This window comes from Peteryoungia aggregata LMG 23059, assembly GCF_030814435.1.
Taxonomy (GTDB): domain Bacteria; phylum Pseudomonadota; class Alphaproteobacteria; order Rhizobiales; family Rhizobiaceae; genus Allorhizobium; species Allorhizobium aggregatum.
Window position 1 is genome coordinate 32,640 of sequence record NZ_JAUSUW010000012.1, and the last position, 20,423, is coordinate 53,062.

At 61.8% G+C, this 20,423-nt stretch carries 27 protein-coding genes; 10 read left to right on the top strand and 17 right to left on the bottom strand.

All coding sequences use genetic code 11. The features are described 5' to 3' along the window. Positions 1-188 precede the first annotated feature (188 nt). Entirely contained in the window at positions 189-506 is a 318-nt protein-coding gene (locus tag J2045_RS18290; RefSeq protein WP_307375465.1) for a hypothetical protein, read from the top strand. 72 nt (positions 507-578) lie between these two features. Here the strand turns inward: J2045_RS18290 and J2045_RS18295 are convergent, their stop codons facing one another. Beyond that, positions 579-1,301, bottom strand: a complete 723-nt coding sequence (locus J2045_RS18295; protein WP_307375467.1) for a cation efflux transmembrane domain-containing protein — start codon at positions 1,299-1,301, stop codon at positions 579-581. Between the two features lie 81 nt (positions 1,302-1,382). On the opposite strand from J2045_RS18295, the gene J2045_RS18300 reads away from it, so the two are divergent. Together J2045_RS18300 and J2045_RS18305 are read left to right on the top strand one after the other, a co-directional pair. Further along, positions 1,383-1,796: a MerR family transcriptional regulator gene (locus J2045_RS18300; protein ID WP_298464423.1), complete on the top strand. Its 414-nt coding sequence runs from the start codon at positions 1,383-1,385 to the stop codon at positions 1,794-1,796. Positions 1,797-1,806: 10 nt separating this feature from the next. Then, positions 1,807-2,265 carry a cupin domain-containing protein gene (locus J2045_RS18305; RefSeq protein ID WP_307375471.1) on the top strand — a complete coding sequence of 153 codons (459 nt, stop codon included), beginning with the start codon at positions 1,807-1,809 and terminating at the stop codon, positions 2,263-2,265. Positions 2,266-2,273: 8 nt separating this feature from the next. Here J2045_RS18305 and J2045_RS18310 read toward each other — a convergent pair whose 3' ends face one another. Both J2045_RS18310 and J2045_RS18315 read right to left on the bottom strand, forming a co-directional pair. Continuing rightward, a complete protein-coding gene (locus tag J2045_RS18310; RefSeq protein WP_370873175.1) occupies positions 2,274-2,591 on the bottom strand; it encodes an HVO_A0114 family putative DNA-binding protein in 318 nt (105 codons plus the stop codon). Between the two features lie 22 nt (positions 2,592-2,613). Continuing rightward, positions 2,614-2,913: a toxin-antitoxin system TumE family protein gene (locus tag J2045_RS18315; protein WP_307375475.1), complete on the bottom strand. Its 300-nt coding sequence runs from the start codon at positions 2,911-2,913 to the stop codon at positions 2,614-2,616. A gap of 259 nt (positions 2,914-3,172) precedes the next feature. Between J2045_RS18315 and J2045_RS18320 the strand changes: the two genes are divergently transcribed. After that, positions 3,173-3,661 carry a GNAT family N-acetyltransferase gene (locus J2045_RS18320; RefSeq protein ID WP_307375477.1) on the top strand — a complete coding sequence of 163 codons (489 nt, stop codon included), beginning with the start codon at positions 3,173-3,175 and terminating at the stop codon, positions 3,659-3,661. A gap of 30 nt (positions 3,662-3,691) precedes the next feature. Further along, positions 3,692-4,261 carry a DJ-1/PfpI family protein gene (locus J2045_RS18325; RefSeq protein WP_307375479.1) on the top strand — a complete coding sequence of 190 codons (570 nt, stop codon included), beginning with the start codon at positions 3,692-3,694 and terminating at the stop codon, positions 4,259-4,261. A 15-nt stretch (positions 4,262-4,276) separates the two neighbouring features. Here the strand turns inward: J2045_RS18325 and J2045_RS18330 are convergent, their stop codons facing one another. The 6 genes from J2045_RS18330 to J2045_RS18355 all read right to left on the bottom strand — a co-directional run bounded on the left by J2045_RS18330 (position 4,277) and on the right by J2045_RS18355 (position 8,982). Beyond that, positions 4,277-4,501 carry a hypothetical protein gene (locus tag J2045_RS18330; RefSeq protein ID WP_307375480.1) on the bottom strand — a complete coding sequence of 75 codons (225 nt, stop codon included), beginning with the start codon at positions 4,499-4,501 and terminating at the stop codon, positions 4,277-4,279. 76 nt (positions 4,502-4,577) lie between these two features. Continuing rightward, entirely contained in the window at positions 4,578-5,495 is a 918-nt protein-coding gene (locus J2045_RS18335) for a cytochrome c (RefSeq protein ID WP_307375483.1), read from the bottom strand. 91 nt (positions 5,496-5,586) lie between these two features. After that, the gene (locus J2045_RS18340; RefSeq protein WP_307375485.1) at positions 5,587-6,030 is read right to left on the bottom strand and encodes a c-type cytochrome; all 444 of its coding nucleotides are present in this window, start codon (positions 6,028-6,030) and stop codon (positions 5,587-5,589) included. 168 nt (positions 6,031-6,198) lie between these two features. After that, the gene (locus J2045_RS18345; protein WP_307375487.1) at positions 6,199-7,074 is read right to left on the bottom strand and encodes a metallophosphoesterase; all 876 of its coding nucleotides are present in this window, start codon (positions 7,072-7,074) and stop codon (positions 6,199-6,201) included. A gap of 70 nt (positions 7,075-7,144) precedes the next feature. After that, on the bottom strand, positions 7,145-7,606 hold the full coding sequence (locus J2045_RS18350) for an AI-2E family transporter (RefSeq protein WP_307375489.1): 462 nt from the start codon (positions 7,604-7,606) through the stop codon (positions 7,145-7,147). 497 nt (positions 7,607-8,103) lie between these two features. Beyond that, on the bottom strand, positions 8,104-8,982 hold the full coding sequence (locus tag J2045_RS18355; protein ID WP_307375492.1) for a VOC family protein: 879 nt from the start codon (positions 8,980-8,982) through the stop codon (positions 8,104-8,106). A gap of 217 nt (positions 8,983-9,199) precedes the next feature. Between J2045_RS18355 and J2045_RS18360 the strand changes: the two genes are divergently transcribed. Both J2045_RS18360 and J2045_RS18365 read left to right on the top strand, forming a co-directional pair. Beyond that, positions 9,200-9,610 carry a universal stress protein gene (locus J2045_RS18360; protein ID WP_307375495.1) on the top strand — a complete coding sequence of 137 codons (411 nt, stop codon included), beginning with the start codon at positions 9,200-9,202 and terminating at the stop codon, positions 9,608-9,610. 28 nt (positions 9,611-9,638) lie between these two features. Continuing rightward, complete coding sequence (locus J2045_RS18365) at positions 9,639-9,959, top strand: TraR/DksA family transcriptional regulator (RefSeq protein ID WP_307375682.1); 321 nt, start codon at positions 9,639-9,641, stop codon at positions 9,957-9,959. A 66-nt stretch (positions 9,960-10,025) separates the two neighbouring features. Here J2045_RS18365 and J2045_RS18370 read toward each other — a convergent pair whose 3' ends face one another. Then, positions 10,026-12,344, bottom strand: a complete 2,319-nt coding sequence (locus tag J2045_RS18370) for a Tex family protein (RefSeq protein ID WP_307375497.1) — start codon at positions 12,342-12,344, stop codon at positions 10,026-10,028. A gap of 173 nt (positions 12,345-12,517) precedes the next feature. Between J2045_RS18370 and purD the strand changes: the two genes are divergently transcribed. The 3 genes from purD (at position 12,518) to J2045_RS18385 (ending at position 16,459) form a co-directional block, all read left to right on the top strand. Beyond that, entirely contained in the window at positions 12,518-13,789 is a 1,272-nt protein-coding gene (purD, locus tag J2045_RS18375) for a phosphoribosylamine--glycine ligase (RefSeq protein ID WP_307375499.1), read from the top strand. A 121-nt stretch (positions 13,790-13,910) separates the two neighbouring features. Then, positions 13,911-14,363 (top strand): plant virulence effector HPE1-like domain-containing protein, encoded by a 453-nt coding sequence (locus J2045_RS18380; protein WP_307375502.1) that lies wholly within the window; start codon positions 13,911-13,913, stop codon positions 14,361-14,363. A gap of 275 nt (positions 14,364-14,638) precedes the next feature. Further along, positions 14,639-16,459 carry a methyl-accepting chemotaxis protein gene (locus J2045_RS18385; RefSeq protein ID WP_307375505.1) on the top strand — a complete coding sequence of 607 codons (1,821 nt, stop codon included), beginning with the start codon at positions 14,639-14,641 and terminating at the stop codon, positions 16,457-16,459. A 124-nt stretch (positions 16,460-16,583) separates the two neighbouring features. On the opposite strand, the gene J2045_RS18390 is transcribed toward J2045_RS18385, so the two are convergent. From J2045_RS18390 to J2045_RS18420, 7 genes are all read right to left on the bottom strand, one after another. Then, positions 16,584-17,267 carry a dimethylsulfonioproprionate lyase family protein gene (locus J2045_RS18390; RefSeq protein WP_307375508.1) on the bottom strand — a complete coding sequence of 228 codons (684 nt, stop codon included), beginning with the start codon at positions 17,265-17,267 and terminating at the stop codon, positions 16,584-16,586. 13 nt (positions 17,268-17,280) lie between these two features. Continuing rightward, a complete protein-coding gene (acuI, locus tag J2045_RS18395) occupies positions 17,281-18,273 on the bottom strand; it encodes an acrylyl-CoA reductase (NADPH) (RefSeq protein ID WP_307375510.1) in 993 nt (330 codons plus the stop codon). Positions 18,274-18,287: 14 nt separating this feature from the next. Beyond that, on the bottom strand, positions 18,288-18,941 hold the full coding sequence (acuR, locus tag J2045_RS18400) for an acrylate utilization transcriptional regulator AcuR (protein ID WP_307375512.1): 654 nt from the start codon (positions 18,939-18,941) through the stop codon (positions 18,288-18,290). A gap of 41 nt (positions 18,942-18,982) precedes the next feature. Beyond that, positions 18,983-19,501 carry a 2-thiouracil desulfurase family protein gene (locus J2045_RS18405; RefSeq protein ID WP_307375514.1) on the bottom strand — a complete coding sequence of 173 codons (519 nt, stop codon included), beginning with the start codon at positions 19,499-19,501 and terminating at the stop codon, positions 18,983-18,985. Then, positions 19,498-19,797 carry a type II toxin-antitoxin system RelE/ParE family toxin gene (locus J2045_RS18410; RefSeq protein WP_307375516.1) on the bottom strand — a complete coding sequence of 100 codons (300 nt, stop codon included), beginning with the start codon at positions 19,795-19,797 and terminating at the stop codon, positions 19,498-19,500. Before J2045_RS18410 ends, J2045_RS18405 begins: the two co-directional genes overlap by 4 nt. Beyond that, complete coding sequence (locus J2045_RS18415) at positions 19,790-20,041, bottom strand: type II toxin-antitoxin system ParD family antitoxin (protein WP_307375520.1); 252 nt, start codon at positions 20,039-20,041, stop codon at positions 19,790-19,792. The genes J2045_RS18410 and J2045_RS18415 overlap by 8 nt, the downstream gene beginning before the upstream one ends. Before the next feature lie 67 nt (positions 20,042-20,108). Continuing rightward, positions 20,109-20,423 carry a transcriptional regulator gene (locus tag J2045_RS18420; protein ID WP_307375522.1) on the bottom strand — a complete coding sequence of 105 codons (315 nt, stop codon included), beginning with the start codon at positions 20,421-20,423 and terminating at the stop codon, positions 20,109-20,111.

Sequence of the window (20,423 nt, forward strand, 5' to 3'; positions counted from 1 at the left end):
ATGGGTGTGTTTTTATGCTTGTTTCGGAAAAACCTGAAACAGCGGGACACAGGAGCCATGATTCGGCGCACCTACTTTCAGACGCGCCGTTTCGCAAGGGCCAATCGTCATGACGCAATGCAGGACGCAAGCTTCGCGCAAGGTTGAAAGGTTAACAAAAGGTTAATTTCTCAACTGAGGTGCCCGCCATGAGGATCGAAAGCGGCCTGAGCAGCTACTCCTACCAAAGTCGTCACGTGCCCAGCACTGCCGACATGGATGACGCTGCGCCCGAGACTGCCGCAACGCCGACAGGCCGTGCGACAGGGGCGAGCACCTTTTCCAGCACGCTGCTGTCAACCCAGCTCGCCACTGCACTCTGGACAGTGGAAGGATCACGCAGCAAGACAAGCGTGCCGATCAACAACGGCCAGAACCGCGAGAGCTTCGAGGATATCTCACGAATGAAGATGGTCGAAGCGGCCTATCGCGAATACGAGATTGCCGCCCCCTACGACGAATTCTGACCCCTTTGATGCAGTCGAAAAGGCCGGTCCGGCATGATGCCTGGCCGGCCTCTTCGTGTTTGACCTTACCGGTCAGGCATGACGGTGGTCGTGGCCCGGATGATCATGCGTGTGGCCAGCTGCGCACGAGGACTGCCCAGCGTCGCCAGTTGCACAGCAGGAGGATGACAGCGTGATCGCTTCACCCGCCCGCCATTCACGAAAACTCTGCGACAGGATCTGGACCGAGGAGCTGAGGAAGAGCCCAGCCATGATGCCGGCAACGATCAGATCCGGCCAGGCGGTGGCCGTGCCCCAGACGCCGACTGCGGCGATCATCACGATGACATTGCCGATCGCATCATTGCGCGAGCAGAGCCAGACAGAGCGGACATTGGCGTCGCCATCCTTGTAGGACATGAGAAGCAGCACGCTTGTAACATTGGCGGCGAGCGCCAGGAAACCGATGACACCCATGACCGGCGCTTCGGGCACACCGCCCTGAAAGACGCGCCAGATGGTCGAGCCAAAGACCCAGAGCCCCATCAGAAAAAGGCTCACGCCCTTGGCAGCGGCGGCCATACTGCGGGTTTTCAGCGAGGCGCCGATGACGGCAAGCGAAATGCCATAGGTCACGGCATCGGCAAAGAAATCCAGCGCATCGGCCTGCAGCGCCTGGGAGCGGGCGAGCTGGCCCGCAGTCATCTCGACGGCGAACATGGCGGCATTGATGGCGATCACCATCCAGAGCCGGCGTTTATAGATGTCGGACATGCCGTCGAAGGGGGCATGATCATGGCCGCAGGCAGCACTCATCTTTGGTATCCTTCAGGTCTTGATGTGGCCATGCATCGACCTTAGGATCTCTAGTGACTAGAGGTTCAAGAGGTTTTTTTCATGTTTTCGATCGGGGATCTGTCCCGGCGCGCCGGGGTGAAGGTGCCGACCATCCGCTACTACGAGCAGATGGGGCTGATTTCCGCGCCCGACCGCACGGAAGGCAATCAGCGGCGCTACGAAAAGAGCGACCTAGAGCGGCTGACCTTCATTCGTCATGCGCGGGATCTCGGTTTTCCGATCGAGGCGATCCGTGAACTGTTGACACTCAGCCGGCATCCCGAAGAGCCCTGCGAGCGGGCGGATCATATCGCACGGGAACAATTGGAAGAGGTGCGCGAGAAGATCGCGCGGCTTAAGAAGCTGGAGGCGGAACTTGCGCGCATCGTTTCCCATGCCGACTGCCATACGGTCGGCGATTGTTACGTGATCCGGGCGCTTTCCGATCACGGTCTTTGCGAACACGAGCATTGAGGGAAGCAGCATGCCGGTCATCCGATACGAAGACGCGCCGCTCGAAACCTGGAGCGGCACCGGCGCGAATGCCGAACTCGGCCCTTACGAAGCCCGGCTGCTGTCGGATGCCGGCGGGCTGACGCAGTTCGGCGCCTTCATCGAGACGTTGATGCCGGGTGCCATGTCCTCGCACAAACACTGGCACGAGCAGGAGGATGAATTCGTCTATGTGCTCTCGGGAAGGGTGACGCTGAACGAGGGCGAAGATCTGACCGAGATGAAACCGGGCGATGCGGCAACCTTCAAGGCGGGCGTCGCGGTCGGCCATCGGCTGGAGAACCGCTCGGACGAACCCGCAACCTATCTGGTGGTTGGCACGCGATCGCCTGACGACGTGGTGCATTATGCGGAAAAGGATCTGCTGCTGACCAAGGTGGGGTTTGAGAAGCGGCTGACGACGAAGGCGGGGGTTAAGGTCGAGCGGTAAGCCGGCGCTTAGGCCGCCGACTCAATTTCGAACTCGAAGTGGATCCGGTCGTAAGGGAAGACGACGCCCTCATTTGACCTGTCGATAACACCGCTGTTCAAGAGGGTTTCCAGATCGGCATGAACCGCTTTGAAGTCGCGACCGACACGCCGCGCAACCTCCCGCATGGTCAGCGGCCCCTGCCCTGCCATCACCTTCACGATCTCAAGCCTCTTGGGGGTCAAAATCCCATGCATCGCTTCCCAAGAGGGGAAACTTAGGCTGCACTCGCCGCGGGGAGCCGCCTGACCGGTAGCAGCCTTCATGGCATCGGCGAGCGCCTCCATGGTCTGCTCCAGACTTTCGATCTTAACCTTGAGAGTTGTCATCCAGCCATCCTTTCACGTCTGCAAGAAAATCCGCAGTCAACTGGTCGATGCCAATGAACGCGTAAGGCGCTTCAATGGCTCCGATATGCCGGTGATCGCCCTTCCCGGCCTCATTGTCATAACGCAGCACACATACGCCTTCGGAAACCAGGGCGAGGCTGTATTTGAACTCATGCAGGCCACCCCGGACGGCAACCGGCACATGCCAAATCAAGATCTCGACAAAGACCCCGTCTCGCACAACACTGCGCATCCTACGGATCAACGTCGCGTTCGCCATCCTCACCTCACGGCCGCTGATGGACTTTACTCCATCAGCGGCCGTACGAAAAGATCGCCGTTGACAATCGATCCAATTCGGCGCATCAAACGCGCCATGATCGACATCCGCGCAAACATCACCTGCACGTATTTTTGGGCCTACCGGTAACCGGCGGCCCGACAAGATCTCATTGTCAACAGGCCGCCGTCAGGCGGCCTTGTTGTTTTCCGGACGACTTTCCCCCTGACGGCACGAAACGAGACCAAGGGAAAGTGACATGACCGAAGATACAGACCTCACCCAGCCCCGCCCGCCGATCGTGGCCATCCGCCATGCCAAGCCGCGCGATCTGCCGGAACTCAATGCCATGATCGCAGCGCTTGCCATGCACCATGGCGATGCGTCCGCCATGACGCCGGATGTGCTGGAACGCGACCTGTTCGGGCCGGCGCCGTGGATCCAGGCTCTGGTGGCCGATAGCGGCGAAGGCCTGATCGGCTATGCCATCCTGGTGCCGCTCTACAGAGCGCAGGAAGGCAAGCGGGGGATGGAACTGCATCATCTCTTCGTCCGTGACGGCCAGCGTGGCAACGGCATCGGCCAGCATCTCGTCGACCGCGCCAAGCAGATCGCGCGAGCCTCGGGCTGTGACTTCCTCTCTGTTTCGGCTGCCACCGGCAATTTCGCCGCCCATCGCTTCTACGAAAACATGGACTTCATTCCGCGCCCGGTCACCGGCATGCGTTACCTGCAGGCGCTGAGCTGAGCCCAGCCTTCAAGCACGAGGAGACTTCCAGTGCCCCGTATCGTGATTGCGCTTCAGAACGACTATGCCGACTGGGAGCCAGCGCTGCTGATGGCGGCCACCCGCTACTGGCTGGATTGCGAGGTGGTCACGGCAAGCCCGGATGGCAAGCGGGTTACCTCCATGGGTGGATTGAAGGTCACGCCCGATATCGGCTTCGACGCGATCGATGCGGAGCGCTTCGACGCGCTGATCATTCCCGGCGGCTATGCCTGGGAAAAGGGAGTGGCCTACGACTTTACCGTGCTTGCGACGGCGTTTCGCGACAAGGGCAAGGTGTTGGGCGGGATCTGCGCGGCCGCCAGCGCTCTTGCGGCGACAGGCGTGCTCGATGACGTGGCGCATACCGGAAACGCGCTTGCGTCGCACAAGAAGTATCCCGGCTATCGTGGGGAAGCTTGCTATCTCGACCAGCCACAGGCGGCGCGCGACGGGAAGATCGTGACTGCAGCCGGCGCGGCACCGGATACGTTTACTGTCGAGGTGCTGAAAGCGCTTGGCCTCTATGGACCAGAAGCCGAAGCCGAATTGGCAGCCTTTGCCGCAGAGCATCGTCGCTGAAAGCGCTTCATCCGCTCAGTGGCGAACGGGCGGGTTCTCTGACCATTTCTGCAACGTCGTCTTGATCAGGATGAGGGCCGCCTGCTGGGCGTGATCACGCTCGCGGGGATCGACGATCGCCGACAGGCGCTTCTCGAAAGCCCGCACGGTTTCATCGACCCAACGATGCAAGGCGGGGTCCGGATAGTTGTCGAGCAGGGACCGGAGCGCATTCTCCATCCGCCAGCGTTCGATGCTCATATCCCCTCCGCAGTCATTTCGACGACGGAAAGATGACAGACAAGGCTTGCGCGATGCTGAACAGAGCCGTGAAAGTTCACTGCACCGCCGGGATTGCCTTCAGATAGGCGGCAATCGCCTCGCGATCGGCGGCCGTCAGTTCGGCCATGTTCTTCTGTACCTCGACCATGGAGCCACCAACGCTGTCGTAATCGGGCGTGAAACCGGTCTCGAGATAGGCGACGATATCGCCTTCGCTCCACGATCCCATGCTCTTCGAGCCCGGCGTGATGTTGGGGATCGAGCCCTCACCATCCGGATTTGGACCACCGGCGAGCCACTGGCCGGAGAGGAAGCCGCCGAGCGCATTGCGCGGCGTATGACATTCCCCGCAATGGCCGGGGCCTTCGACGAGATACTGGCCACGCTTCAGCATGTCGGAGGCATCGGCCAGCTCGACGCGCGTGGCATCGCTGAAGAACAGGAATTTCCAGCCGCCGAGCGCGATGCGCTGGTTGAAGGGAAAGCCAAGTTCGTGCGGGGGTGCTGCGACATCGCTGGCCGGCAGCGTCTTCATGAAGCCGTAGAGGTCGTTGATGTCCTTCGGCGTCATGCGTGCATAGGAACCATAGGGGAAGGACGGGTAAAGGTGCTCGCCCTCACGGCCAACGCCGCGGGTCATGGCATCGCCGAATTCGGCAAGCGTCCATGCGCCGATGCCGACGTCCGGATCGCTGGAAATGTTGGGGGCGTGGAAGGTACCGAAATCGCTCTTCAGCGGTGCGCCACCCGAAAGGACCAGCCGCGCATCGCCCGTGGCTCCGACCGGCGCATGGCAACTCGCACAGCCACCGGCAAAGAACACTTCTCGTCCATGGGTGAGATCTGGTTCGCCGAGACCAGCCCAGACCGACGGGTCCTGACGCGCGGGCGCGGTGATGAACAGGAATGCGCCGAAACCGGCCGCTCCGAGCACGGCGAGCGTGCCGAGCCCCTTTACCCATGTCGATGCCATCTCAGGCCTCCGTCTACTGCATGCACACGCCTGGAAGCGTGCAATTCGGCGGGCGATCCGGGTCGTCCGGAGATCACCCGCCGGGAGGGCCTTACTTCTTCAGGCGGTAGGTCTGGTGGCAATCGCCGCAGGTGGCTCCGAGCGCCTGCATGGCAGCACCGACGCCGGCCTGGTCAGCCGGAAGTGCGGCAAGCTGGGCTTCCGCGATGGAAGCGAGCTTGGCGGACTTTGCCTTGAAGTCGTCCATGTTCTGCCAGATGGCGGGCGCGGCTTCGGAGTCCATGCCGGTTTCGCTGCCTGCGGGGAAGTGGTCTGGGAAAGTCTTGCCGACTTCGGCCAGCGTGGTGAGGGCTGCCTTCACGGCTTCCGCGTCATAAGGCTTCTCGCCCTTGGCGATGCCGCCCAGCGCGCCCATGGCGCCGCCAACCTTCTTCATCTCGTCCTGACGGACGACCTGAGGTTCGCCCGCAGCGATGGCTGCGGTCACGCCAAGACAGATCGCCGTCGCGGCAGACAGAACGAGTTTCAACTTCATCAGCTTTTCTCCAAGAGCTCGGCCGGCGCACCGGCGATCGTTAGCAGGGCGTCCTATGTTTGACGCCTTGGAACATCCGATTGAAGTCACAAAGGAGTGATGACCCCGAAAGACAGCAACTTTCGGATATCTATGACGAATTTACGACAAGTGACTGTCAGGGATTTGTCAGGAAAGTACGCATTCGAGTGCCTTGGAGGGCGCAAGGAGAAGCCTTCGGCTCGGCTCGCGGCCTTGTCCCGAGATCTCAATACGGTCGGGGAAGACCGAAAGAATGGCGAAGGCATTCGTTTCCTCGGTGTCGACCATGCCGCAAAAATTGACGAAATGGACGCCATCGCGCTCCGCGTAATTGCCCGCGTGGTGGTGCCCGCATAGCCAGGCGAGCGCGGCCGGCGACGCTGTCACTTGATCGGTGAGCCGTTCGGCATCCCAGAGCGCATGGTCGGACGGCGGATAGATCGGATAATGGCCGAGCAGGATGACGCGCTCGCCGGATGCCTCGGCTGCGGCGAGACGCTCGGCGATCCACTTCTCCTGGCGGTCGGAGATTCCGGCATTCCAGTCGTTGGCATTGGGGGCACCCTTCGCCTTCAACGCGGCAAGGCGGCTCTCGGCCTCGTCTCGCCGGGGGTCTCCGACGGGCGGCGCGAACAGGGAGATCTCGTTGCCGTCCGTCACGAGCAGCCGGAAGCCGGCAAGGCGAAGCTCATGATAAGGGGCGGGCATGCCGAGTGCTGCATGGACGCCGGGCAGGAGGTGCGGCGCCACCAGGAAGTCGTGGTTGCCCGGCAGCAGAATGCGTGGGGCTTGAACCTCTTCGAGAAGGGCCAGAACCGGTGCAAGGTTGTCGAAGTCACGGTCTATGAGATCCCCGAGCACCACGACAGCGTCGAGGGGTTCGGTGTTGAAGTGATCCACCGCTTCCCGCAGTTTGGAGAGGGAGCGCCGAAAATGACGGTCGAGCCTGTTATCCGGGTCGCGGTCTGCATATTGCGGGTCTGCGATGATGCCCAGGCGAAGGCGCGGATTGTCTGCGGTCATGGCGATCACTTTACGGTCGAATGTCGGCGTCACTTACGGTGCCGACATGACGCAGACGTGACAGGCGCGACTAACCGGGCAGATTGGGCTGCACGCGACCGGGCGGGACGATCCCGCCGAGAAGGGGCATCGTGACAAGCGTCAGGGGAACCGCGAGCATGGCACCAACCGCACCCCAGAGCCAGGTCCAGAACACGATGGCGACGAACAGCAGGAAGGCGTTCATTTCGAGGCGCCGGCCCATTACGGAGGGAATCAGCAGGTTCTCGAAGAAGCCGTTGACCGAGAAGAAGACCAGCGCCGGCAGCAGACCCAGCAACACGCCTTCATGCACAAGCAGGCCCGCGACGGCCATGGCCACCGTAGCCAGGGCGATGCCGATGAAGGGTAGGAAGCTCAGAAGGAAGCCGGAGACACCCCACAGAACCGGGCTGCTCCGTTGTCCGAGCCAGGCAATCAGGGCAGCGATTGTGCCGAAAAGCGCGTAGATCACGATGGCGGTGGCAAGATAGTAGCCCAGCGCCGCTTCCACGGCATTCAGGATGCGGATTGCCTTCAGCCTGCCTGCCCTGTCGGAGAAGGCGCGAATAAGGGCGCGGGGCGAGGCGTGACGACAGGACGATCAGGATGGCGAGGAAAAGGCCGGAGAGTGTCTGTGCCGCCAGCATGGGCGGGATGCCGGCTGTGCCCATACGATCCGCCGCCAGGCCGAGGATCAGTCCGACCACCACAGCAAGGGTAAGTGGGATCAGGACGAAGGAGGCCAGATGCAGGGCAATGAGGCCGAGTATGGCAAAGAGACCGATGACCGACCACGACACGACATAGTCGAGCCCGGTCTTTTGAAATCGTACTCGCCGGGTGGGCTTGCCGCGATGATGGACCTGAAGGTTCAGCGGCATCCCTCCGGAACGACAGTCCCTGGCTTGCTGAAGATCACGTATGGGCTTCCCGTTTGAACGTCTCTCAACGTTCGGGCATCCCTTCCGTTCCATCGCAGGCCAGAAGACTGTCGGCTTCGGCGGTGGATCAGGTTTGCGGGGGCACCAGGGTCAGGCCAATGCTCCAGGGATCGGTGAGGTGATAGCCGCGTGCCGTCCTGTCGACCTTGATCTCCAGACCTTCCAGTGTGGAGAGAACGCCATCAAGGACCTGCTGGTCGTTGAAGGCAAGTTCATAATCCTGCAGGCCGGTCATTGCACCGGTGCGGGCGGACGCATTGCGGCTGTTCCAGACATTGGCGGCAACATGGTGGTGATAGGCGCCGGACGAATAGAAGCTGGCGCCTGGATAGGTCGTCATCTTCTTCAGGCCGAGCACGCCTTCATAGAAGCGATCGGCTTCGGGCACATTGCCGACCTGGAGATGAATATGGCCAAGGGCTGCATCGGGCGACATGCCAGACCAGGCAGACTTTGGCGCCGTTTCATACAGGGCCTGCAAGTCGAGCCGGCGCGTGTCCATCTGGATCGTGCCATCGGGAAAATAGGTCCATTCCATATGGCTGCGGTCACGGTAGATCTCGATACCGTTGCCTTCCGGATCGGAGAGATAGATCGCTTCGCTCACCAGATGGTCGCTGGCACCGTCGAGTTCGATGCCCAGATGGGCGGCGTGGGCCAGCCAATGGGCCAGTTCCTGGCGGTTCGGCATGAGAAATGCCGTGTGGAAGAGGCCGGCGGCGTTGCGCGGGGCGGTCGCTGCATCGCCGCGCGTGGTGAGCGTCAGAAGCGGCTTACCGCCTGCGCCGAGTTCGATGCCGCTGGCGCTCTCTTCGAGGCGTTCGAGGCCGATGGCCTTTTCATAGAAACTGCCGACGACATCAAGATCGCGGACAACAAGATGGGCGCGACCGACGTGGACGGGCCGGGTTACGGCAAATGATGCGGATTGAGCATGCACGGTCATGGGTGAAACTCCTGGATACCGCTCGGCGGCTTGTGAGGATCAATATGGTCGAAAATCACCGTTCACAAAAGATAGCATTTTTTAGACAACTCGTTCGACAATAATGAACGACAGGCAATGCCGCCAAAGTTGATCCTGATCAATGCGGGGGCGGGTTTGCCGACGCATTCTGCAGACACAAAGAGGAAACACCCGGTGGGTGACAAAGGAGAAGCAGATGTACAAGAAGATCATCGTTCCGGTCGATCCGGCGGCTGTCAGCGTCGGCGAGAAGATCCTGACCAGGGCCAAGTCGCTGCTCGATGCGGGTGGCGAGATCGTGATGCTGACCATCGTCGAGGATATTCCGGGCTACCTGGCGATTGATGTTCCCGTCGATCTGATCGAGGGCGCAATCAAGGAGGCGAAGGCGAAGCTGGTCGAGCTGAAGGAAAAGACCGGTGTTGCCGCGCATATCGAGATCCGCTCCGGAGCGCCGGCACGCGAGATTCTGGCAGCGGCCGAGGAGCACAAGGCGGACCTGATCATCGTTGGATCGCATGTGCCGGACTTCTCGAACTATTTCATCGGCGCAACGGCTGATCGGGTGGTGCGGCATTCGAAGATCTCCGTCCTGGTGGACAGGTGAAGCCATGATGGAAAACCCGGTACAGGCCATGGACACGGCCCATTTCGAACGCATACTGCTGGCTCGCAAGGACGAGATCGAGCGGCGGCTGAAAAAGATCGACACTGACCTCGGCACGCTAAAAAGCGCCGATAGCGCGGAGCGCGCCACCGAGGCGGAGAACGACGAAGTGCTGGAGGAGTTCGGTCAGGTCGGCGAAGAGGAGCTGAGAGCAATCGACGCGGCGCTGGATCGCATCACCAAAGGGCAGTATGGTCAATGCGTCACATGCGGCGAGCCGATTTCGATCGAACGGCTGAAGGCTGTGCCGCACACACCATTCTGCAAGGACTGTGCAGCCTCCCATTGAGAGGCCGTCTTCGAGGGGCGATGGGCAGGCCGGAGTGATGAGCTCCGGCCTGTTTCTGTGTTGCGGTTATTTCTTGCGCATGGCCTCGGCGAGCGCGGCACCGAGGCCGCCCATCGCCGGCTGCTCCGGCTTCGGCGGGCGGGCGTTGGAATGCTTCATGGCATTGGCATTGCCCTTGGCATCGTCGCGCATGGAGGGTTGTTGCGCCTCGCCGCCGTCTTTCCGCATGGTAAGCGCGATGCGCTTGCGCTTGACGTCGACTTCCACGACGCGGACCTTCACCACATCGCCGGCCTTCACCACCTCATGCGGATCCTTGACGAAGCGGTCGGCGAGCTGGGAGACGTGGACCAGGCCATCCTGATGCACGCCGATATCGACGAAGGCGCCGAAGGCAGCGACATTGGTGACCGTGCCTTCCAGCGTCATGCCGATCTTAAGGTCGGTGATCTCGTCGATCCCTTCGGCAAAGGTCGCCGTCTTAAAAGACGGGCGCGGGTCGCGGCCCGGCTTTTCCAGCTCTGACAGGATGTCCTTGACCGTCGGCAGACCGAACTGCTCGTCGATGAAGCGCTTGGGATCGAGGCTCTTCAGCGTGGCGCTATCGCCCATCAGGGAACGCAGATCGCGGCCGCAGGCAGCGACGATCTTTTTGGCCACGCCATAGGCTTCCGGGTGGACGGAGGACGCATCGAGCGGCTCCTTGCCGTTGGGAATACGCAGGAAGCCGGCGCATTGCTCAAACGTGCGGGCGCCGAGGCGTGGCACCTTCAGGAGATCCTTGCGGCTGGCGAAAGGTCCGGTCTCGTCGCGATGGGCGACGATGGCTTCGGCGGTCGTCTTGCCGAGGCCGGAGACGCGGGCGAGCAGCGGGGCGGATGCCGTGTTCACATCGACGCCGACGGCATTCACCGCGTCTTCGACGACGGCATCCAGCGAGCGCCCGAGGCGACCCTGGTCAACGTCATGCTGGTATTGACCGACGCCGATCGACTTCGGCTCGATCTTGACGAGTTCGGCGAGCGGGTCCTGCAGGCGGCGCGCGATGGAAACGGCACCACGCAAGGAGACGTCGAGATTGGGGAATTCCTTGGCGGCGGTTTCCGAGGCCGAATAGACCGAGGCGCCGGCTTCCGACACGATGACCTTGGTCGGCTTCGGCGCGGTTGCCGGGAACTGGGCGAGCATGTCGGCCACCAGCTTTTCCGTCTCGCGGCTGCCCGTGCCGTTGCCAATCGAGATGAGTTCCACATTGTGCTTGCGTATGAGGCTTGCGAGTTCGGTCTGACTGCCCCTGATGTCGTTGCGCGGCGGGAAGGGATAGACGGTCGTCGTTTCCACAACCTTGCCGGTGCCATCGATCACGGCAACCTTGACGCCGGTGCGGATGCCCGGATCGAGACCCATGGTAGGACGGGAACCTGCGGGGGCGGCCAGCAGCAGGTCCTTCAGGTTTCGGGCAAAGACGTGGATCGCTTCTTCTTCGGAGCGTTCGCGCAACTCGCGCATCAGGTCGAGCGAGAGCGATACGGAGAGCTTCACCCGCCAGGTCCAACCGGCGACCTCCAGCAGCCACTGATCAGCGGGGCCCTTGGCCGCAACCTGGTAGGCAGTGGCGATCATGCGCTGGCTGGTCTTGATCGGGGACGTGTCGTCGCGGTCGACTTCGATGGAGAGCGACAGGAACTCCTCGTTCCAGCCGCGCAGCATGGCGAGCGCCCGGTGACCGGGGACCGTTGCCCAGCGTTCGAAGTGGTCGAAATAGTCGGAGAATTTCGCACCAGCCTCGGCCTTGCCGTCGACGAGCTTCGAATAGAGGATCGCGCGATCCTTCATGTCGTTGCGCAGGCGGCCAATGAGATCGGCGTTTTCGGAGATCTGCTCGGCGATGATGTCGCGCGCACCTTCGAGGGCGGCCTTCACGTCGAGCACGTCCTCGGTGATGTAGGCTGTGGCCAGCTTCTGCGGATCGCTGGCGCGATCAGCGAGGATCGCGTCGGCCAGTGGCTGCAGTCCCCTCTCACGGGCGATTTCCGCCTTGGTGCGGCGCTTCGGCTTGTAGGGCAGATAGAGATCCTCGAGTTCGGCCTTGGTGGTGACCTGGGCGATTTTGCGGGCGAGATCGTCGGTCATCTTGCCCTGGCCGTCGATGCTCTCGAAAATCGATTTGCGGCGGGCGGCAAGCTCGCGGAGATAGATCAGCCGTTCGGCCAGATTGCGAAGCTGCGTATCATCGAGACCGCCAGTCACCTCCTTGCGGTAGCGGGCGATGAAGGGAACCGTTGCCCCCTCATCCAGCAGGCCAACGGCGGATATGACCTGGTCGGGGCGGGCGTTGATCTCGGTGGCAATGAGGGCGGCAATGGATCTGATGTCGTCGGCCATGGGTCTTCCGTCTGATCTGATAAGCGGCGGACCATAGCGGGGGAATGTGGCAAGGCAACGGGCATGCGGTCCACTTCACAGGAAAGCGGGGCCTTTGAAGGTCAATTCGGCTTGACCTTTGCCCCCTTCCCCCTTAACCGCCGGGCATTCCCTTGTGGCACTGGAGGCTGGTGATGAAGGTTTTGTTGATCGGGTCGGGTGGACGCGAGCATGCTCTGGCCTGGAAGATCGCCCAGTCGCCTGATCTCACGAAGCTCTATGCCGCCCCCGGCAATCCCGGGATCGCCGAAGAGGCCGAGCTTGTTGCGCTCGATACGGATGATCACGGCGCGGTTGTTGCCTTCTGCAAGGACAAGGCGATCAACTTCGTCGTCGTCGGGCCGGAAGCGCCGCTGGTTGCTGGTATCGCCGACCGTTTGCGCGAGGCCGGGATCGCCGTCTTCGGGCCGTCTGCTGCGGCTGCCCAGCTCGAGGGCTCCAAGGGCTTTACCAAGGATGTCTGCGCCCGGTTCAACATTCCGACCGGTGCCTATCAGCGTTTCAACAATGCGCCAAAAGCAAAAGCCTATGTGCGCGAACAGGGCGCACCTATTGTCATCAAGGCCGATGGGCTTGCCGCCGGCAAGGGCGTGACGGTTGCGATGACGCTGGACGAGGCGCTCGCGGCCATCGACGACTGCTTTGAGGGCGCGTTTGGGGCCGCTGGTGCCGAAGTCGTGGTCGAGGCGTTCCTCGATGGCGAGGAAGCGAGCTTCTTCTGCCTTTCCGACGGCAAGTCGCTTCTGCCGCTCGCCACCGCCCAGGACCACAAGCGCGTCGGTGACGGCGATACCGGCCCGAACACCGGCGGCATGGGCGCCTATTCGCCGGCACCGGTCATGACGGCAGAGATGGTCGAACGGACGATGAAGGAGATCATCGAGCCGACGATGCGCGGCATGGCCGAGATGGGGCATCCCTTCCAGGGCGTGTTCTTCGCCGGGCTGATGATCACGGCCAAGGGGCCGGAGCTCATCGAATACAATGTGCGCTTCGGCGATCCGGAGACCCAGGTCCTGATGATGCGGCTGAAGAGCGATCTGTTGCCGATCCTCTATGCCTCTGCCACCGGCACGCTGGATCAGGTGACGGCCGAGTGGAGCGAAGACCCGGCACTGACCGTGGTGCAGGCCTCGAAGGGTTATCCCGGCGCATATGACAAGGCGACGCCGATTGCCTCTCTTCCTCAGGCCGGTGACGCTGCGAAGGTCTTCCATGCCGGCACCGCGCTGAAGGACGGCCAGCTGGTTGCGACCGGCGGGCGCGTGCTGAATGCCACGGCGCGTGGGGCGACCGTCGGGCAAGCCCAGACTGCGGCATACGAGCTTGTCGATGCGGTGCGGTGGGAGAACGGCTTTTGCCGCCGCGACATCGGCTGGCGGGCAATTTTGCGCGAAAAGGCTTGATTTCGAGTGCTTCGACCGGGGTTTCGGATGAAAATCCGGCCGTTCGCTCAAATTTTACCAAAGCTCCTGACCGGATCGAAAGAAACGGCTGATAGTCTTCTCCCAACAATCGGGGAAGACCATGATGCGCCGTATCGCTTCAACATCCGTGCTGCTCGCAGCCTCCATGTTCGCCATGCCTGTGCTGGCGGGATCGATATCGACGATAAGCGGGCTCGCCGCCAGCAATCCCAGCATCCTTGAAATCGACTGTGCGCACTGCCCGCCGCCCGCACCGCGCACGGACAAGTCGCACTATCAGGTCCCGACAGTTCCGCGCGGCAGCCAGACTGCCGAAGTGGTCGAGGTCGATGGCGAGAAGAAGCTGAAGCGGGTGGAAAGCTGGCTCGGCGGATCTCCTGTCGTGGTCTACACCTCAGCTGCCGGCTGGGCCACAGACGGCTCAACCATCATGGCTGGTACCATTGCAGGGCCGACCGAGATCGACCGTGGCGCGACGACGGCAGCAGTCGAGCCTGTTGCAGCCTCCCAGACGGCGCCTGCGCTCGCGGGCTTTGAACTTCGATTGAACTGATCCCCCAATCCGCCCGCCAAACGATCCGGGCGCGGCGGTCTCTCGTGGTCGACACGGACATAACGCCCGGCCCAGTCCCGGGCGTTATGCCGTTAGTCATACCCCATAATTAAATGGTGTATTTTTATAGTGTGATATTTTCAGGTGCTTAAAGTCATCTCAATCTTTGGCGATGACACTCTGTCCCAAATCATCGGGACATGAGGTGCCGATCCGTTCGACTGACCCAAGTCCAGGCGCCCGAACCGCTCGACAGATGAAAGCTCCCTCGCCCGATGAAAAACCTCCGGATTTCTCTTCAACTCTTCATGCTGATCGGCGGCCTGATGGCCGCGTTTTCCATCGCGACCTACCTTGAGGTCCGGTCATCTTCCGCCGCCATCTATCAGCAGCGCTACGAATTGCTGCGGACGCAGGTGGAAACGGCTCTGTCCATCTTCAAGGATTTCAACGACCGCGCAGTCGCCGGCGAATTCTCTGTCGAAGAGGCGCAGAAGCTGGCTTACACGCAGGTCGGAAAGCTGCGCTTCGAACCCGACGGCTATTTCTTTGCCTATGACTACGATGTCGTGATGATCTTCCATCCGAACCAGAAGCTGGTCGGTCAATCCAGCAAGGGCAAGGGCGACTCGACGGGCTTCAACTACCGCGACGAACTGGTGAAGCAAGGCCAGGCCGGCGGCGGTTTCGTCGAGTTCCTCGGTCCCAAGCCCGGCAAGGATCCGGAAGACCGGACCTATCCGAAAGCAGCCTATGGCAAGGCTTTTGAACCCTGGAAGGTCGTTCTGATCACCGGCCTCTACACTGATGACCTGAAGGCCGAGATCCGCTCGACCATTCTCAAGACCGTTGCCGTGTCGGTCGGCATTCTTATTCTGGCCCTGCTTGCCGCTTATGTCGTGATCCGCAACATCACCAAGCCGCTCAAGGCGATCCATGATGCGCTGGAAGCGGTGGCTGACGAAAATGTCAGCATCAGTATTCCGCATACGGATATGCGCAATGAAGTGGGCCTGATGGCCGCGGCGACGAAGAGCCTGCAGGACAAGGTGCGCGAGCGTCACGCAATGGCAGCGCGACAGGAAGAACAGCAGCGCGAGCTGGATGGCGAACGGCAGCAAAACGTCGAGATGCAGGCAAGCGAAGCCCGCCAGCAGGCGCATGTCGTGTCGACCATCGGCCAGTCGCTGGAGCAGCTCGCCCATGGCGACCTGACCGTTCGCTGCGCCGATCTCGGACCGAAATATGCGGGCTTGCGCGACAACTTCAACGATGCACTCGCCCGTCTCGAAGAGGCCATGGCGCGCGTCAACCTCAAGGGCAACGATATCGCCGTCTCCAAGGAAGAGATCCGTCGCGCATCCGGCGAGCTTGCCACCCGCACCGAACGTCAGGCGGCCAATCTCGAAGAAACCTCGGCTGCTCTTGACGAACTGACCGTGGCCGTACGCCAGACGGCGGATGGTGCGCGGGAAGCGGCAAACCGGGTCGGCACCGTCAGCGGCGAAGCCCGCCAGAGCGACGAAATCGTCACCAAGGCGATCAATGCGATGAGCGGCATCGAGCAGTCGTCTGCCGAAATCACCAAGATCATCGGCGTGATTGACGAAATCGCCTTCCAGACAAACCTGCTGGCGCTGAATGCCGGCGTCGAGGCAGCGCGCGCCGGGGAAAGCGGCAAGGGCTTTGCGGTCGTTGCGCAGGAAGTGCGTGAACTTGCCCAGCGCTCGGCGGCCGCCGCCAAGGAAATCAAGGACCAGATCGCCCGGTCTTCCTCCCAGGTTGAACAGGGCGTGCAACTGGTCGGCCAGGCCGGCGAGGCGCTGAAGCGCATTTCCGACCAGATCGCCAGCGCCAACGACATCGTCTCGAAGATCTCGCACAGCGCCCAGGAGCAGGACACGACCCTGCGTTCGATCTCCGCCTCGATGAACCAGCTTGACCAGGCGACCCAGCAGAACGCCGCGATGGCCGAAGAGACCACGGCCTCTGCCGAGGTTCTGGCCAATGATACGGGCGACCTTTTGAATCTGATCCGCAGCTTCAAGACCGGCCAGTCCGGCGGCGGCCAGCAGGCCTACCGCATGGCGAGTTGAGCCGGAAGCTCGGGCCATCCTGGGAATGCGGGCATGGCCAAGGCTCAGCCCAATGGTATCGACACAACGCCCGGGGTTTCCCGGGCGTTTTTTTCATCGGTCAGCCAGCACATGGCCGTCTCACTCAGGAAAACACCATCATCGGCTGGGCCAGCCGTTCGGCGGGACCAATCCAGGCATAGGCGAGAAGACAGGGGTCCCTTTCGCCGGTGGTGATGCGATGCTCGTAGCCGGGGGGATTGTAGATCAGGGAACCCGGCATATAGACCGCGCTGTCGTTTTCAGACCAGGCCCCAGCCATGGAAACGTAGCTCTCCTCGATTCCGGCATGGTTGTGCTCAGGGTAGGTCGTGCCGGGTGCAAACAGCACGAAGCCCAGGATCAGCCCGTCAGACTGGATCGGCCCCTGTGGCCCCAAAATCTCACAATAGGCATAGTTGCGCTCGAGAGAGGGTGGAACCTGCTTGTAGCCGTATTCCCAGCTTAGTTGGTTTTCGAGCCGTGACAGAACCCTGCTCATACCTGCCATGGCGCCACACCGCCCCAGATCAAGAGTGCGCGGCAGATGCGCCACGACAGGCTTGCTTGCCGGTTCACGCTCCAGTATGGGCGCGTCTGCCGCAATCACGCCCGCAAGGGCTTCGCGGACGCGATCCTGGTGACTGCGGATGACCTTGCTGCCCCCGGCCGAGCATGAGCTATAGAAGGTGTCGAATTCCTGCAGCAGATAGTGCCAGTCCGGCGCATCGCTGAGGCGTCGGACTGCGGCCCCTGCCAATCGCTCATGGTTAGATTGCCCAATCTCCATCAACCAGATCTCCTCAACCCAGCATCGGATTGATGGGGACAATGACGCGACCGCGCACCTTGCCTTCCAGGAAGGCCGGCACTCTGTCGATCACATCTGCCAAGGGGAGTTCCGTGATCATGGCTTCAAGCCTCTCCATATCGAGTTCCTCGGCCAGCCTGCCCCAGGCCGCCATACGGTCGGGCTTGGGACACATGACGCTGTCGATGCCGGCGAGCGTTACGCCGCGCAGGATGAAGGGGGCAACCGTGGTGGGCAGATCCATGCTGGCGGCCAAACCGCAAGCGGCAACTACGCCACGATAGCGCATGGCGGCAATGACATTGGCGAGCACCAGACCGCCGGCCACATCCACGGCGCCTGCCCAGCGCTCTTTGGCCAGCGGACGGCCCGGCTGGGACAGTTCCGCCCGGTCGATAATCGAACTGGCGCCCAGGCTAGTCAGGTATGCGGCCTCTGATGGCCTGCCCGTCACCGCAGCAACCGTGTAACCCTTGGCGGCGAGGAGGGCGACAGCCACGCTGCCGACGCCCCCGGCGGCGCCCGTTACGACGACATCGCCACTCTGCGGCCCGATGCCGTGACGCTCCAACGCCATGACGCACAGCATGGCCGTATATCCCGCCGTGCCGATGGCCATGGCCTGGCGCAGGCTGATCGCCTCTGGCACAGGCACGAGCCAGTCCCCGTTCACCCGAGCCTGACCGGCAAGCCCGCCCCAGTGCTTTTCGCCAACGCCCCAGCCGTTCAGGAGGACGCGGTCTCCGGCTTTGAATTCCGGATGGCTGCTCTCCCTGATCACGCCGGAAAAGTCCACGCCGGGGACCATCGGAAAGCTGCGGACCACGGGCGAGGCACCGGTGATGGCAAGCGCATCCTTATAGTTCAGGGTCGAGAAGGCCACATCGACAAGCACATCGCCCTCCGGCAGGTCCTGCGTGGCCAGCTGGGTCAGTCTGACGGTCTGCCCGCTTTCCGGCTTCTCAATGACGATGGCATCAAACATGTCTCTCTCCCGTTTCAGTTCAGCATGGCGAAAAAGCCGTCGGCGAAGATCGTGAGCGGCTCAGGCCTCTGTTCCAGCTTGGCGCGGAGCACCGCACCTTCCCAGCCGATCCAGAAGATCGCTGCCAGTCGTACCGGATCATGGTGGGCGGCGATCTCGCCCGCCGTCTGGGCGCTCGCCAGGCAGGTGGCCGTGCGCCTCTGCCAATCCTCCAGCGCGTCGATGAGCTTTGCCCGATATTCCTGTGGCAGGGCGCCCATTTCCTGGCCGAGATTGCCGATCAGGCACCCGCGCGTAAATCCGTGGCGTTCCATGCCCATCCGGGCATCCGCGACAAAGGCCCTCAGACGCTCCAGCGGCGACAGGCTCTCCTCTGAAAAGCAGCGATCGAGCTTGTCGACAAAATAGGCGTGGTAGGCATCGATGAGCGCGCTGCCAAAATCGGCCTTGCTCTGGAAATAATGGTAAAAACCGCCCTTTGGAACGGATGCTTCGCGCAGGATCTCATCAAGACCGACGGCAGAATAGCCTTTCTGGGTCAGAAAGATCAGGCCGGCGCGGAGCAGGCGCTGCCGCGCCTCGGCATCCTCAGGCGCCCGTCTCGGTCGACCCCTTGGCCTCGTTGCATCGCCTGCGGTGTCTTGTTTCTGACGCGATCCTTGGTTCATGACAAATTCATAGACCAATCAGTCCATGAAATAAAGCCGTCTTATGGCCCACTGGCGACTGCGTATTCTCCCAGGCTGGCGAACAGTTGATCAATCTGCCGATCCGAAAAGACGCTGATGCCGGCGGCCCGCATCAGGGCCGCCGTGACCCCGAAGCCCGGATGGCGAGTGCCGGAAAACGAGCCGTCATAGATGAAGCCCGATCCGCAAGAGGGGCTGCAGTCGATCAGGAGCGCGAAGCGACAGTTCTGCTCGTTCGCAAATGCGACCGCCTTCTTGCCGCCCTCAACGAATTCTGCGGTCACATCGCCGCCCGTCACCTCCAGCACGCGGGCACGTCCGGCAAGGACATCCTCGCCGTTCATGCCGCCTTCGATTTCCGCAGGTGGGCGCGGCGTGGGCAGGCCACCCGCCTGTTCGGGACAATAGCCGACGAGGAGGCCCTCTGCCTTCCATCGCTCGATCAAGGGATCATGAAGCGGCTTGCCCTTGCCGTCGTAACGAACGGGACGGCCGAGCAGGCAGGCGCTGATGAGGATTTTGGGGGGCATGGAGGTCATTCGTCCAGTTTACCCAGATGGTCGGCTCGCTCGTGAATGATGCGAACGACTTCCACCATGCCATCCTCCAGAATGACATAGAAGATCAGATGTGAGCCGCATCGTCGGCGACGGTAGCCATGCCGCAATGAAGGTACCTCACTGCCTGACAACGGATAGGTTCCGATTTCCGCGATCATCGCAAGGATCTGCCTGAGGTATCGTTCGGCTTGAGCCTCAGACCATCGATCCCGCGTGTAGTCACCGATGTCGAGAAAATCCTGGCGTGCGGCCGGACTAAGCCGGATCTCAGCCACGGCTCTTCCATCTTTCTCGCACAGAATCCATGAGATCTTCGGGATCGAACGGCACGGACGGCCCGCTGTTTTCGCCCTCGATCAGCGCACTGCGCAGCCATTCGATCCGCGCCTGCTCTTCCTTCAGAAGCTTGAGGCCGGCCTCGACCACATCTTCGGCAGACTTGAACGCACCGCTTTCGAGCTGGGACTTGACGAAGCTGTCATAGGGCTCGGCAATGGTGACCTGAACGGGCTTGTTCATGCGGATGGCTTCCTCTGGACTGCCAGGAATTGGACATTATCACCAATGCTCGCGCAGCCAAACATGCTCACGCAGCCTTCACTGCGATCTGCACGCCGGTTTCGTCCTGCAGCAGGCGGATGACGGCGAAGAGATTGTCGGCGCGCGGGTTTCCGGACGGGCCGAACATGCGCATCAGGCTCTTAGGCGGCAGACCGGACTTTTGGCCAAGTTCCTGAAAACCGATGGTGGCGTTGATGTAATCGCGCAAAAGAGAGCGACCGGTTTCGACGTCACCCGACAACAGGAGCTCGATCGCTTCGCTCATCAGGGCTGCCCGAAATGCAGGGTCTGCCTGCGCTCGATCTCGCACTGTTTCCTTGAAGTCTCTCGTCAAAGCCAT